Source organism: Moraxella bovoculi 237 (assembly GCF_000696305.2).
Classification (GTDB): domain Bacteria; phylum Pseudomonadota; class Gammaproteobacteria; order Pseudomonadales; family Moraxellaceae; genus Moraxella; species Moraxella bovoculi.
Genome location: NZ_AOMT01000026.1, coordinates 23846 through 37647 on the forward strand (window position 1 = coordinate 23846; position 13802 = coordinate 37647).

Sequence of the window (13802 nt, forward strand, 5' to 3'; positions counted from 1 at the left end):
CACTGATTATAAGGCAGATTTTAGAAAAATCAAGCATTAATCAATGGCTTATCGTTCATACACTAAGCCATGAGCGCTGATGATATCTAAAAACTTAGGTTGTGTTGATGTGGGGTTTTTTGATATTATACGCTTTATTTTTGCATTGATTTTTATGTCAAATTTTGTGAATAATCACCCAAAGCGTCCTAAGTTCCAGCGCATTGGCTTGATGGGGCGCGCCGGCAAAAAAAGCGTGGTCGAAACCCTAAATGAGCTCATCGTTCTACTTGATGAGCGTGATTTGTCCATCGTCATCGATACCGAGACCGCTGCAATCGAGGGGCTTGAGATCGATTTTGATAAGGTGGACGGTAATCAATTTAAGATCGTTCCACGCCAAAAGATTGGCGAGCATTGTGATTTTGCCATCGTGGTTGGCGGTGATGGTTCGATGCTGCAGGCGGCGAGTGTGCTCGCGGGTACGGATGTGCCTGTGCTGGGTGTGAACCGTGGGCGACTTGGATTCTTGGCGGACGTCAACCCAGATGAGCTGACAGAGCGTGTCACGCAGGTGTTGGACGGAGATTATTGGCTGGCGGAACGGTTTTTATTGACATTTAAGATTGTAAATAATGATGCTGATGGCAGGCCGACTAACATTGTCATCCATGAAGATGTGGCATTAAATGACATCGTTCTGCACGCTGGCAAATCGGTGCATACCATTGATTTTCAATTAAAAATTAATGGCACAGACGTCTATCGTCAGCATGCCGATGGTCTGATCGTAGCGACACCGACAGGATCGACCGCTTATTCACTCTCGGCAGGCGGACCCATCATCCACCCGACCATTGATGCCATCTGTATTGTGCCGATGCATCCGCATACGCTGTCTAGCCGTCCTCTGGTGGTGGCAGGTAGCAGCCAAATCGCCATCAACATTCACAAAGATAATCGCACACAGCCCATGGTGGGCGCAGATGGTAAGGCATCAGCACCACTCGATAACGATCAGACACTACTCATCGCCAAGCATGATAAGACCTTACTGTTGCTGCATCCACCGAGCTATAGCTTCTATGAGGCGTGCCGCACTAAGCTAAACTGGAACCTATACACAGAAGAACTCGCCCTAAAGACCGAATGAAACACCCAAGAGTCAAAGATGAATAAAGAAGACATACTAGATAGCCTAAATCCTGAAATCGTCGCAAAGTTCCGCACTGCCATTGAGCTGGGCAAATGGGACAACGGCGTTCGTCTGACAGATGAGCAGCGCCAGACCTGCATGCAAGCGGTGATGGTTTGGGAGCATGAACACCTACCGGTTGAAGAGCGTATAGGCTATATCCAGAAGCCAAAAGACGATAAAGGCAACACCGTCGGCGAAGAGTGTGATGTGGAGCATGAGCATCATTATCCTAACGCTGAGCGACCTGTGAATTTTAAGAACTAGAAAATTAAAATTAAGGATGGGAGTATTACCCATCCTTAATTTTTATGACAGCTACTTAAAAGTTAAAATGAGGCATATCATAGTTAATTGCATATAGTTTGTCTGCCAATTTGTGTACAAGTTGAGCCATCGCTTCCAAGGGTTGTGTTGCCAATAGTTCTGTAAGAATTGCCAGAGCTACTAATTGTAGTATCACCAATTCTGGTATAACTCATGCCATTGCTGCTGTACATCGTATTGCCTATTATAGTATGACTAATGCCATCACTACCGTATATCGTGTTGCCAATTCGTGTATAACTTGTAGTGTCACTTCCGTAAGTGTTATCTCCGAAAGTTATGTAGGAGTTTTGGGCAAGTGCTGAATTGCATACTAATAATGCTAAAAAAACATATTTCTTCATATTAAAATCCTTATGATGTGAAGGTTAAACAAATTTCATCGCCATTCAGCAATCGATATAAAAATTGCCAAAAGGACGATTTTATCTAAAATTAAAACGCAGATTGCTCGAATATTACTTGAATAAATTTAGGGCTATTGGCAGATCTTGTTAGAAGCTTTTTTGGCGATAAGCCATCTATCACCAAGCATTCCCTCAGTCTCTTGATAGGATTCCGTAAAAGCACCAGTAAGCTTTAAAAACTGAGGGTCTGGATCATTTTCTGTGCCAAAATCAAAAACAATGAAATTGCCATCCGGAAGGAATTTAAAACCTCCATAATTGTTAACATAATCTCCTGTTGTTAATATAGCCCCCTCTAAGCGAGCTTTATTCCATTGGTATTCCGAGCGCGATTTAACACAGATTTCAACAGATTTAGGTTCTGTTGCGCCCGCATTTGCAATAAAGCAAAAGCTAAATAATAATGAACCAAAAACACTCTTTAATTTCATTGATGGTTTTCCTCATTTGAAATAAATATTACTTGTTAAATTATAGGGTTTCGGCTATATTACACAAATCCAATATGGACAATATTTGTCGAAATGGTGGAATTGTAATGAAAACACATGATAAGATTAGAGTTTTAAGAGAAGCTCAAAAAATTACTCAAGAAGATCTTGCAGAAAAGTTATGCATGTCAGCAAGCGGCTATTCTAAAATCGAGCGTGGAGAAACGCAGTTGAGTATTGGTAGGCTTCAACAGATTGCTGACATTTTGTCAGTAAGTGTTTTTGAGCTTATGCCAAATGGAGGCGGTATCATTCAAACCTTGAATGGTGCCTATCATTTCAATGGAACCTTTAATCAATACGGCGATAACGAAAAACAAAATGTTGAAAAATTAGAAGTGCAAATCAATTATTTAAAGCAGATAATTGAGCAAAAGGATAAAGAAATAGCAATACAGAAAGAATTACTTGATATGTACAGAAGTTGTTCCTCAAATTAAATCGTGAAATTGGATTAAATGGACCAAAACCTAGATTGTATCCCCAATATTTCTACAAAAACATCCAATTAAATCCAACCTAAACCAACACCCGCCACACCACAAACCCAATCGCCAATACATGAAAAATCACCCCCACCCACCAAATCGGCAGGGTCAGCCCAATCGCGATAAATCCTAAAAATCCACCTAAGGCAATCCAGTCATGGCGTTTTTGATTCAGGAAATCAGCGCGCAGCGCTTGGATCTCACGCAGTTCTTTGTCTTGTCTTGCGCCTAATGTCGCCATGGACTGCACGCCTTGCGTGATGAGCTTAGGCAGTTCGGTGGCGGAGAGCAGTAACTCGGGGCTTTTTTCTTTGATGTCGTTTAGATTTTTGAAGGGGTCTAATTGGTCTTTTACCCACGCGGTTAAGATTGGCTTTGCCAGAGACCAGATGTCAAGCGCAGGATACAGCTCACGCCCAAGCCCTTCGACATGAACCAAGGTCTTAAGCAGTAGCATCAGCTGCGGTGGTATGCTCATCTGATGACGGCGCGCGATGTTTAATATCTCAAATAAGATGCCAGCAAAGTCAAGCTCGCTCATGGGTTTGGACACCATGGGGCTGACCGTACGCGCCATATCACGGATAAGTGCGTGCTTGTCAGCAGAAGGCGGTATCCAGCCTGCTTGAGAGATGATATCTACTAGGGCGGTGTAGTTGCCATTCATGACTGACAGCAGCATGCGCGCGACGACCAGCTGATCCTCGCGTGACAGCTCGCCCATGATTGCACAGTCCAACCCCAGGTAGCGCGGATTGGCGACGGCTTCACCATTGGGTAGGGTTTCGACAAAGATATTGCCAGGGTGCATGTCCGCGTGGAAGAAGTTATCGCGAAACACCTGTGTGAAGAATATCGTCAAGCCATTCTTGGCAAGTAACGAGCGATCATAGCCTAAGGCATCAAATTTCTCTGTCTGAGAGATCGGCACGCCAAAAATTCGCTCCGAGACCATGACCGATTTATTCGCCATGTACACTTCTGGTACATAGATTAGCGATGAGCCTGTGAAGTTATTACGCATGCGAGTGGCGTTGGCAGATTCTAGGGTGAGATCCAGCTCATTTAGCATGATCTGTCGGTAGTCTTCTACCACGCTGACGATATGCACGGCACGCGCAGACTCCAATCGAGCAGACAGCCAATTTGCCATGTCGCGCAGCAGCTCGAAGTCTTGAATGATGACAGGCTTGATGTCAGGGCGAACGACCTTTACGACCACTTCACGACCGTCGTGGAGGCTGGCGGTGTGTACTTGAGCGATACTGGCGGCGGCGAGTGGCTTATTATCAAACCGAGCGAACAGCTCATCAACAGGCTTGCCAAGACCTGTCTTGGGGTTTTGGATTTCGGATTTTAGGATGTCCACATCGAAGGGTGCGACTTTATCCTGTAATAGTGATAACTGCGCGATGATGTTTGGCGGCAGTAGGTCGGATCGTGTTGAAAGCAGCTGCCCTAATTTTAAAAAAAGCGTACCCATCTCTTCAAAGGCGAGCTTGACGCCCATGGGGTGATGCGATTTGCCTAGGCTTGCAGGATGCAGGCGAATCAGACGTGCCAATGGCGCAAGCTCTGGCATGTCATCGACGGGCAGATGCGTGTCTAGGCGATATTTAGCAGCGATGCGATATAGCGAAAGTAGGCGTTTACGATGAGAGATGAGCATGGTTATGGTTGGTTTTGTAGGGCGGTTAGGCGAGCTTGTTCGCGTTCGATGTCACTTTGTAGGCGCAGCAGTTCTTGCTTTTTTTGGCTGATGGCATCGTCCAGCGCGCTGTCCTGAGCTGGGGTGATTGCACCTGTGATGATGGACTTTAGAGAGTCGAGCACTGGCGAGACAATCGGGGATATCTCTTGGGTGAGCATGTAGGCATAGCTTGCACCGCTTTTGCCGATTAGGTTTTCTAATTGGGCGAATGCATCGGGGCTAAAATCATCGCTTAGGGCTTTGATTTGCATGAGTACCTTATGATCGCCCTTAATGGGAAGGTTGCCCGATGGGTTTTGCATGAGTGCCATTAGCTCTCTTGGACTGGTAGCATGCAGCGTGCAGTCAGGTTCTGTGATGATACCGCCTTGGGGTTCAAGGAGGCTTTGGCTGACAGGCTCAAACCTCACATGATCATCACAAAACAGCACATCAACGGACAGCGATGGATTGGCAATGATCACGCGAAATGTCTTGCCAGACAGACCATTAAGATGTGAAATGGCGATGGGATCCGTGCCAAGCACGCCATTGATGATGTGCTCAACAATCCCAAGAGTAAGCACGCTAATCATCAGCGTGCCTTAAACCCACGATGCACCGCCACGATGCCGCCAGTTAGATTGTGGTAGTCACAGTTTACAAATCCTGCTTTTTCCATCATGTCTTTTAAGGTGGCTTGGTCGGGGTGCATACGAATGGACTCTGCCAGATATTGATAGCTTTGAGCATCGCCGGCGACGATCTTGCCCATCACAGGCAGGGCGGTGAATGAATAAAGATCGTAAGCCTTTGATAGTGGCTCAAAAACAGGTTTACTAAATTCAAGCACAAGCAGTCGTCCACCTGGTTTTAGGACGCGGTGCATCGCTTCAAGGGCTTTTTGTTTGTCGGTGACGTTGCGCAGACCGAAGCTGATGGTCACCAGATCAAATGAATTGTCCTCGAAAGGCTCTAGCGTCTCAGCATTCGCCAACACGAAATCAACGTTATTGCAACCTGCATTAATCAGGCGAATACGACCAACCTCAAGCATCGCTTCGTTGATGTCAGACAGCACCACGCGACCTGAGCGACCCACTTCACGGCTAAACACTTTGGCAAGATCGCCTGTACCGCCCGCGATGTCAAGCACGCGCTGACCTGAACGCACGCCAGTTAGGCTGACGGCATAACGCTTCCATAGTCTGTGAATACCAAAGCTCATGAGGTCATTCATGATGTCGTATTTTGAGGCGACAGAGGTGAAGACCTCGGCGACTTTACTTTGTTTTTCTCGGGCATCCACGGTCTGATAACCAAAATGCGTCGTCTCGCCCACGTTCTCAGAATAAGCGCGCTGCATCGGATTGTCCGCATTGGTAGGGCTTTGCATTGCTGACTGTCCTTGTGGCGTGCCAGTAGGCAAAATATTAGGATTGGTAAATTCGTTTGACTTGTTATCTTGGCTCATGGCTTGTTCCAATTTTTATGAATAAATATGACTAAAAAATCCCTATCATAATACTATAAATAGGGATTTTTTCATACCATAAATTGCCATTTTAGATGGATGATTTTACACGCAGGTTAATAAACTTTGCCATCTTGATGAATGCGCTCAATCGTGGCCAACTCATTTTGGGTAAATGGCACGGTGAAATCATCAATCTTTTTGATGCTTTTGATGGCGATCAGTCCATCATGAATGAAGTCATACAAAGGCTGATAGCCGTGATGATAGGCGGTGAATTTTGCCAAAGAAAACGCTTTTTGTAATAAAAATGAATTAAATTGCTTGTATGATAGCTCGCACACCTCTTTGATGGCGTGAATCTGTGCGATGCGTGCGTCTTTTGCGTTAACGGCTTGATAGACTTCAACCATCAGCGCATCGGTAATGCCGTCTTGATGGAATGATTGTAGATATGTATTATTTCGTTGGATGGCTTTGGCAAGCACAAGATCGAGCTCCACCGCCAGAACCGCTGCCTTTACACCTAGGATGCCTGTGGCGAGTGTGTTTTGTGGAATGAGCTTTTCTAGACGACCCGAGCCGTTTAGGGCGTTATTGCCCGCGGTGAGAAGCTGCTTGGCAAGTATGTCAAAATCCTTATCGCTATAGATGCGATCGATCAGATAATGAGCAAGTGGCGCAGTTTTATTGTTATCAAACAGTGGTTTATTGGTTCGATGAATGCGTGATTTTTGCCATGTCTGAACTTCATTTAGAATGTGTTTAAGATTGGCATCACTGTGGTGTGGTAGGGCTTGATAGCCATTTAGGGTATCGACCAAAGATTGAATGTGCGACATGTACTTACCGATAAAAGCGTCTATAATTTTAAGCCTATGTTGGGGTGGTATATCAAAATTCAATCGTAATACCACTCTGGATAAAAACACAAAATGATAACATCTGACACGAATATGACAAAATTTAGCCAAATTGGCGATGATATGTTAAAATTGTCATAAAACTGTCATATTTGATTCTTACAATATCGCATTCGTGTTTTTCGGGCAGTTTTAAACTAACAATCAAATCGTCTTGGCGGATTTATGGTAAATTCAGCGAAACAAAGCACACCCATGCTGGCAAATATTTTCTTTGCGGTATTGCTTGCAGGGATGTGCGTTTATTTTGTGATGTGGGGGTTGGAGTATACCTTGCATCAACAAGTGCTGCTATTTATGGTAGCAAGCTTTTTTGGTATTTTCATGGCGTTTAACATCGGCGGTAATGACGTGGCGAACTCGTTCGGTACGTCTGTCGGTGCAGGCACATTGACCGTCACCCAAGCACTTGCGGTGGCGGCTATTTTTGAGGTGTCGGGTGCGGTACTTGCTGGTGCTGCGGTAACTGACACCATCCGAAGTGGTATCGTGGACATCGGCAAGCTGGGCGTATCGCCAAATCAGTTCATCTATCTGATGCTGTCGGCGCTTGCGGCGGCGGCTTTTTGGTTGCTTTTCGCCACCAAAAAGGGCTTGCCAGTATCGACCACACACGCCATCATTGGAGGTATCGTTGGTTCATCCATCGTGCTTGGTATTAGCTTTGGTGGTTCAGAGCTTGCGTTCTCGACCGTTAAATGGTCAAAAATCGGTGAAATCGCCATTTCCTGGGTAATGTCACCTGTGCTTGGCGGTCTGCTGTCTTATATCCTATATGGTCTTATCAAGCGCAATATCTTGGCGTATAACGACAAAGTAGAAGTGCGTGTCAAGTCATTAAAAGCTCGCAAAAAAGCCCTAAAACGCGAACAAAAAGAGCATTTTGAGGCGTTAAATGATGATGAGAAGCTGCCTTATACCACCGCGCTGCTGCGTGACCAAGAAGCCTTTAATGAAGGCGAATGTCAGCGTGATGAACTTGAGACGGAATATTATCGCTCACTACACGACATTGAGAACGAGCGCAGTAATCTAGACACCCTTAAAGCCCTAAAAACTTGGGTGCCCTTAATCGCGGCGCTTGGCGCGGTCATCATGACAGCGATGGTGGTATTCAAGGGTCTAAAGAACACGGGTCTAAACCTATCAACGCTGCACGCAAGCCTTGTGATGGGCATGATTGGTGCGATGGTGTGGCTAACTGCCTTCATCTATACCAAGACCATTCGCGGTAAGCATAAAGAAGACCTAGGCAAGGCGACATTCATCATGTTCAGCTGGATGCAGGTATTTACCGCGTGTGCTTTTGCTTTCTCGCATGGTTCGAACGACATCGCGAACGCGGTCGGTCCTTTCGTTGCCATCCTAGATGTCATCAAAGAAAACGCCATCGCAGCCAAGGCATCAGTTCCTGCGCCTGTCATGCTGACCTTTGGTGTCTCGCTTATCGTAGGTCTGTGGTTCATCGGTAAAGAAGTCATTCAGACTGTCGGCACGAATCTAACCGAGATGCATCCTGCATCAGGCTTTGCTGCAGAGCTAGCAGCAGCAGCGGTCGTGATGGGTGCATCTAGCTTGGGTATTCCTGTATCTAGTACGCACATTCTGGTGGGTGCGGTATTGGGTATTGGGATTGTTAATAAGAACACCAACTGGAAGCTCATGAAGCCGATCGGACTTGCTTGGGTCATCACATTGCCAGCGGCGGCATGTATCAGTGCGCTGTTCTTTGTGGTGCTGTCTAATGTGATGTAAGTACACATCAGCCTTCAAGCGACTTGTTATGATGATCATGGCAGGTCGTTTTTTATTACAAAGCCATCAACCAAAGCAAATTAAAAATAAAAATGATCTGCGCATGATTGTATAAATTTGGTATACTTATGCCAAATTTATCGACTTGTATGATGGCTAACGGAGTGATCATGAGTGACCATATCGAACCGACATTAGAGCAGCGCCGTATTATCTATCAGGCGCGCCGCGGTCTAAAAGAACTTGATTACTATATTGACCCTTATGTCAAAGAGCATTATCTAAGCGCGTCTGACGATGAGCAGGCGGCATTTGTGCGTTTATTGGAGCATGAGGATCCTGATTTGTTGTTGTTTTTCTTGGGTCAAGAACGTCCTGATGACGAGGGTGTGGCGCGTCTGATTGAGCGCATGAAACAGCTAAAATATGCTAACTAAAACTCCCAATTTCTCCAAAAACATCCTAAACTTAGACATCGTAATCCATCAAAGCTGCCTAAGATTTATCCCTTGGGCGGCATTTGTGATTGCAGTGATGCTCATCTCTTGGCAGGCGTTATTAGCGTGGCAATGTGTACTGTTATTTGCCATTACCAGTGTGTTCTCGTGGATTTATGTAGGGCGTATTAAGATCGTATGGATGGGCTGTACGCATACTGATGGCCCGTGGCAGCTTAGTGTTGGCCGAGGTATCGGGCGAGGTGTAAGGCGACAGCTATGGCAGGCATATCTACTATCCAGTCAGCGAGCGATCGGTATGAATGGGGCGGTGGTATTAAAATTCTATGTGATTGAGCCTAGAAAGCGATACTTTGAGGTGATGATTCATCGGCGTGATGTGGCGGATGCTGATTATCGTAAGCTATTGGGTCTTTGTACTTTATCATCTAAGCTGATGACAAATTAATAATAATTGCATAAAAAATTACACAACAACCACACTCTTATGATTTGATTTTGATAAGATGATGGTGAGTTTCTCGGCAAGTTAAACAGTGCTTGTCGTTTCACATTACAATAATGTATCAAGATTTAATCACTAAGGATAATTCATGAGCTTACTTCAATCTATCGTAACCCAAGTCGTTCAAAATGCCGTACAAGGCGACCAAAGATCACAGCAGCAAGGCGGTCTAGGCGGTCTATTGGGTGGACTAGCTGACAGTCAAAACTCTAACGCAGGTCTTGGCGGTGTTCTAGGCAGTCAAGGCAGTTCACAAGCTGGGCTTGGTGGGCTGCTAAGGGATGTATTGGGTGGTGGCGCACAAAGCCGTCAAGCTAGCCCAACCGATCTTGGTGACATCCTAGGCGGTGTTCTAGGCAGCCAATCACAAGCACAAAGCCGTCAGGGTGGCTTTAACAAATCAACATTGCTACTGGCTTTATTGCCTGTCGTGCTTGCCTACATCCAAAAAAATGGCGGTCTGTCAGGCGTCCTTGCCAAATTCCAAGGCAACGGTCTAGGCAACAAAGCTCAGTCTTGGACGAGCATTGATGTAGACAATGACGGTATCGATGCCGATGATGTGGCTCGCCTGTTCGGCAGTCAAGAGATTAACGAAGTTGCCCAAAAGACAGGCGCAAGCGAACTAGAAGTGCGCCAAGGCATTGCAGGATTGCTACCACAGATTATGAACGATCTTACGCCACACGGCAGTGTCGAGGCTGACGAGAGTGAGGCAAATGCTGAGATCGATCAGATTCTATCACAGCTTCGTGGTAAGTTCTAATCAGTATTCTTTAATCATTATTCATAAAGCCATCTATCATAGATGGCTTTATTTTTTATCTAATATCTCAATTTTCATTATATTCATGGTGATTTTCTGTGGTTATATCATAAATCTTTGACAAAAAACTGCTCAATAATCGTTCTAGCTTGTGATTCATTTGCTATAGGAGAGTGGTGGAAAGTTGGCTTTGTGATGAGTGTGGTTAAATTGGTGGTCTGGATTGCCGTGGCATTGGTATGGTGGAAAGTACTGGGCTATTACTAATCCAAATCTTTGCGCAATTCCTCCAAAAAAAACGGTTCAGCTTTGAACCGTTTTTTGTTATGATGATTTTTTTGTATATATAAGGGTGACCTATGGCGAATTTGGCGTTATTTGATTTGGACATGACGATGCTGAATGTGGACAGTGACCACAGTTGGGGGCAGTTTATCGTGGAGCGTGGTTTGGTGGATGCAGGCGTGTATGCTAATGCTAACGATAAATTTTACCAAGATTACATCAATGGAACGCTTGATGCGGTGGAATATAATGAGTTTGTGGCGGATTTTTTGAGCACGCAAAGCATGGATGAACTACAAGTATATCGCCAGGAATATCTGGACACTTGGATAATTCCGAATATGCGCCCAAAGGCACTTGAACAAATCAAACACCATAAGAATCAAGGGGATACCGTGGTAGTCATCAGCGCGACCAATGACTTTGTGGTAAAACCAATCGCCAGTCTATTCGGGGTGGATGATGCGCACACGATGGCTACAGCACTTGAGATTAAGGACAATAGCTACACGGGCAAGGTTGCGGGCCGTCCTAATTTCAAGGAAGGCAAACTGTACCATCTAGGCGAATTTATCAAGCGTTGTCAAGACAGTAATATCACCTTTGACAAGACCATCGCCTATTCTGATTCAAAAAATGACCTGCCGCTACTCAACTTTGCTGATGAAGCGGTGTGCATCACCCCTGATGACATCCTAAGACGAGAGGCTCATGCGAGAGGGTGGCGCATTGAGGATTGGTCGCTTTAATGAGTTTGTAGCTGTTTGATGCTATTCAAACAAATCAAGCTGTTCAACGCTATCAATACTCTCAAGATTTGAAAAAGTAACACCAACCAAGCGTACAGGCAGGTGCTTTGGGGTGTTATGATACAGTTCATGCAGCCAAGGCAGAACGGCATCTGGACTCTTGAAGGGTGACTTCACCGAGTGGCTGCGCGTAATCTGACTAAAATCACTGTATTTTAGTTTTAAAGTGACCGTGTGGGCGCGCATTTGGCGCTGGATCAGATCCTGCCAAGCTTCTAGATTCTGCTCATGGATTCTACCAAGGATGAATTCGTCATTGGCGGAGTTCTCGGTAAAGGTAATCTCGGTGCCAATGGACTTGCGCACGCGTTCTGACTTGACTTCACGTTCATCGTGTCCGTGAGCGATGTTGTGATAGAACCGCCCGCGCTTATTCCCAAACACTTCCACCAGTCGGTATAGGGGCATGTTTTTTAGGTCTTGACCTGTAAATACGCCCAGCTCGTGCAGTCTTTTGGCGCTGGCTTTGCCAATGCCGTGGAAGCGCTCAATAGGTAGCTTGCTGATAAAATCATCCGCCATGTCAGGCGTGATGACGGCGATGCCATTGGGCTTGTTGATGTCGGAGGCGATTTTGGCAAGCATCTTATTAAATGACACGCCGGCTGATGAGGTTAGCCCCGTTTGTTTATAAATCTCAGCGCGTAGCCAGTTCGCCATCAGTGTCGCCGAGCCGTTGCAGTGAAGTTTACCTGTAACATCTAGATAAGCTTCATCGAGTGATAAGGGTTCGACCATGTCAGTAAGCTTTAGCATGATGGTTTTGACTTGGTTGCTGACGGCGCGGTATACTTCAAACCGTGGGCGGACGAAGATAGCCTGCGGGCAGCGTTTTTGAGCTTCGTAGCAACTCATCGCTGAACGCACGCCAAAGGCTCGAACCTCGTAACTGGCTGCTGCCACCACACCACGACCTTTAGGATCTCCGCCGACAACCAGAGGCTTACCGCGATATTCTAGATGGTCACGTTGCTCGACACTGGCGAAGAATGCGTCCATGTCTAGGTGGATGATTTTACGCATGGGCTTAGCTATCGAGACAGCGCCCAAATCGTCTGCAGGGCAGATAACGCTACCACAGGCGCGGTCTCAGTGCGCAGAACGCGTTCACCGATTGTCCAAGCGTGAAAGCCGTGATCGATAGCAAGATCGATTTCATCTTGACTAAGCCCGCCCTCAGGTCCGACGAGTAGGGCGATGTCTTGGGGTAGGTGAGTTGGCTGGTAGTCGCCATCACTGACCGCCATGATGAGCTTTAAAATTGAGGTGCATTGAGGGACCCAGTCACGTACGTCAATGGGCGGTAGAACCTGCGGGACGATATTTAGACCGCACTGTTCACAAGCAGCAACAGCAACGGCCTGCCAATGAGTGAGTTTTTTCTTATCACGTTCGTATTTTAGGTGCTCTTGGCAGTGTTCGCTGGTCAGTAGCTGAATCTGACGAACACCCATCTCGGTGGCTTTTTGAATGGCGTAATCCATGCGTTCGCCGCGGCCCATCACTTGCCCTAGAGTCACTTTAAAGGGTGCGTCTTTGTTATTGGGATTGTAGTTATTAATGGTGACTTGGGCGGATTTTTTATCAATGTGCGTGAGTGTCACGGTATATTCGCCGCCTTGCCCATTAAACAGCACGGCATTATCGCTAACGCGTGCGCGCAGCACCTTACCCCAATGATGTGCGACATCATCAGGCAGAGTAAGAACATCACCGACAACCAGTTCACAATCCACAAAAAAACGATTCATCAATACGGCTCAATCAAAAATAAATAAACCATCGCCGCAATGTTGGCGATGATGGTAAGATAAAAAGTAAGTTGGAATTCTTCTTTTTGGGTCTTATGGCGAAGCTGATGCTGGGAAAAAGCCGCACCGATCCAGCCACCAAGAAGCGACCAAAGATGTAGGCTGTACTCAGCGATGCGGCGCTCTTTATTCTTGGCCGCTTGTTTGTCCAGTGCGTACATGCCATAGCTGGCAAGGCTGGTAACGCCATGAATGGCAGCCACCATCCAAGGCAACACGCCAATGACGATCAATATCGCTACGATTGCCAGATAGCCCGTAGCGGTATAACATGCCAATATGGAGCGCGGCGCTCGTTTTTGTCCTACCATGATAATAAATCCAGCGCCTTTAACAGCTATTTATAAAGTATCAATAACCCTAAAAGTAAAGTAAATCAATTCAGTAAAAAATTCATCCATAGATGATAAAAAGATGACAACGGCTGGCATTGTCATCT

Annotated in this window: 17 protein-coding genes; 9 read left to right on the top strand and 8 right to left on the bottom strand. The window is 46.0% G+C overall.

Going from position 1 to position 13802, the window contains the following annotated elements:
- Positions 1 to 154 precede the first annotated feature (154 nt).
- Both MBO_RS06925 and MBO_RS06930 read left to right on the top strand, forming a co-directional pair.
- Positions 155 to 1132 carry an NAD(+) kinase gene (locus MBO_RS06925; protein ID WP_036366396.1) on the top strand — a complete coding sequence of 326 codons (978 nt, stop codon included), beginning with the start codon at positions 155 to 157 and terminating at the stop codon, positions 1130 to 1132.
- A gap of 18 nt (positions 1133 to 1150) precedes the next feature.
- Positions 1151 to 1441 (top strand): YeaC family protein, encoded by a 291-nt coding sequence (locus tag MBO_RS06930; RefSeq protein WP_036366077.1) that lies wholly within the window; start codon positions 1151 to 1153, stop codon positions 1439 to 1441.
- Positions 1442 to 1979: 538 nt separating this feature from the next.
- On the opposite strand, the gene MBO_RS06935 is transcribed toward MBO_RS06930, so the two are convergent.
- Positions 1980 to 2339: a hypothetical protein gene (locus tag MBO_RS06935; protein WP_036366078.1), complete on the bottom strand. Its 360-nt coding sequence runs from the start codon at positions 2337 to 2339 to the stop codon at positions 1980 to 1982.
- A 107-nt stretch (positions 2340 to 2446) separates the two neighbouring features.
- On the opposite strand from MBO_RS06935, the gene MBO_RS06940 reads away from it, so the two are divergent.
- Positions 2447 to 2839, top strand: coding sequence for a helix-turn-helix domain-containing protein (locus tag MBO_RS06940; RefSeq protein ID WP_036366081.1), 393 nt, complete (start codon positions 2447 to 2449; stop codon positions 2837 to 2839).
- A 79-nt stretch (positions 2840 to 2918) separates the two neighbouring features.
- Here MBO_RS06940 and MBO_RS06945 read toward each other — a convergent pair whose 3' ends face one another.
- The 4 genes from MBO_RS06945 to MBO_RS06960 all read right to left on the bottom strand — a co-directional run bounded on the left by MBO_RS06945 (position 2919) and on the right by MBO_RS06960 (position 6893).
- Entirely contained in the window at positions 2919 to 4556 is a 1638-nt protein-coding gene (locus MBO_RS06945) for an ABC1 kinase family protein (protein ID WP_036366084.1), read from the bottom strand.
- Between the two features lie 2 nt (positions 4557 to 4558).
- Positions 4559 to 5173 (bottom strand): SCP2 sterol-binding domain-containing protein, encoded by a 615-nt coding sequence (locus MBO_RS06950; RefSeq protein WP_052585359.1) that lies wholly within the window; start codon positions 5171 to 5173, stop codon positions 4559 to 4561.
- On the bottom strand, positions 5173 to 6051 hold the full coding sequence (gene ubiE / locus MBO_RS06955; protein WP_036366087.1) for a bifunctional demethylmenaquinone methyltransferase/2-methoxy-6-polyprenyl-1,4-benzoquinol methylase UbiE: 879 nt from the start codon (positions 6049 to 6051) through the stop codon (positions 5173 to 5175). The genes MBO_RS06950 and ubiE overlap by 1 nt, the downstream gene beginning before the upstream one ends.
- A gap of 116 nt (positions 6052 to 6167) precedes the next feature.
- Positions 6168 to 6893, bottom strand: a complete 726-nt coding sequence (locus MBO_RS06960; protein WP_036366089.1) for an FFLEELY motif protein — start codon at positions 6891 to 6893, stop codon at positions 6168 to 6170.
- A 246-nt stretch (positions 6894 to 7139) separates the two neighbouring features.
- On the opposite strand from MBO_RS06960, the gene MBO_RS06965 reads away from it, so the two are divergent.
- The 6 genes from MBO_RS06965 to MBO_RS06990 all read left to right on the top strand — a co-directional run bounded on the left by MBO_RS06965 (position 7140) and on the right by MBO_RS06990 (position 11492).
- Positions 7140 to 8729 (top strand): inorganic phosphate transporter, encoded by a 1590-nt coding sequence (locus MBO_RS06965; protein WP_036366091.1) that lies wholly within the window; start codon positions 7140 to 7142, stop codon positions 8727 to 8729.
- Positions 8730 to 8899: 170 nt separating this feature from the next.
- Positions 8900 to 9166 carry an FAD assembly factor SdhE gene (locus MBO_RS06970; RefSeq protein WP_036366093.1) on the top strand — a complete coding sequence of 89 codons (267 nt, stop codon included), beginning with the start codon at positions 8900 to 8902 and terminating at the stop codon, positions 9164 to 9166.
- The gene (locus MBO_RS06975; RefSeq protein WP_036366095.1) at positions 9156 to 9635 is read left to right on the top strand and encodes a hypothetical protein; all 480 of its coding nucleotides are present in this window, start codon (positions 9156 to 9158) and stop codon (positions 9633 to 9635) included. Before MBO_RS06970 ends, MBO_RS06975 begins: the two co-directional genes overlap by 11 nt.
- Positions 9636 to 9780: 145 nt before the next feature.
- On the top strand, positions 9781 to 10458 hold the full coding sequence (locus MBO_RS06980; protein ID WP_036366096.1) for a YidB family protein: 678 nt from the start codon (positions 9781 to 9783) through the stop codon (positions 10456 to 10458).
- Positions 10459 to 10575: 117 nt separating this feature from the next.
- On the top strand, positions 10576 to 10725 hold the full coding sequence (locus tag MBO_RS10075; protein ID WP_254596977.1) for an anion permease: 150 nt from the start codon (positions 10576 to 10578) through the stop codon (positions 10723 to 10725).
- 92 nt (positions 10726 to 10817) lie between these two features.
- Positions 10818 to 11492, top strand: coding sequence for an HAD family hydrolase (locus tag MBO_RS06990; RefSeq protein WP_036366098.1), 675 nt, complete (start codon positions 10818 to 10820; stop codon positions 11490 to 11492).
- Between the two features lie 21 nt (positions 11493 to 11513).
- Here MBO_RS06990 and dinB read toward each other — a convergent pair whose 3' ends face one another.
- The 3 genes from dinB to MBO_RS07005 are packed head-to-tail and all read right to left on the bottom strand — an operon-like array spanning position 11514 to position 13674.
- Positions 11514 to 12575, bottom strand: coding sequence for a DNA polymerase IV (gene dinB, locus MBO_RS06995; RefSeq protein WP_036366099.1), 1062 nt, complete (start codon positions 12573 to 12575; stop codon positions 11514 to 11516).
- An 8-nt stretch (positions 12576 to 12583) separates the two neighbouring features.
- Positions 12584 to 13303, bottom strand: a complete 720-nt coding sequence (locus MBO_RS07000) for a 16S rRNA (uracil(1498)-N(3))-methyltransferase (protein ID WP_036366101.1) — start codon at positions 13301 to 13303, stop codon at positions 12584 to 12586.
- On the bottom strand, positions 13303 to 13674 hold the full coding sequence (locus MBO_RS07005) for a DUF1294 domain-containing protein (protein WP_036366103.1): 372 nt from the start codon (positions 13672 to 13674) through the stop codon (positions 13303 to 13305). Before MBO_RS07005 ends, MBO_RS07000 begins: the two co-directional genes overlap by 1 nt.
- Between the last annotated feature and the right edge of the window lie 128 nt (positions 13675 to 13802).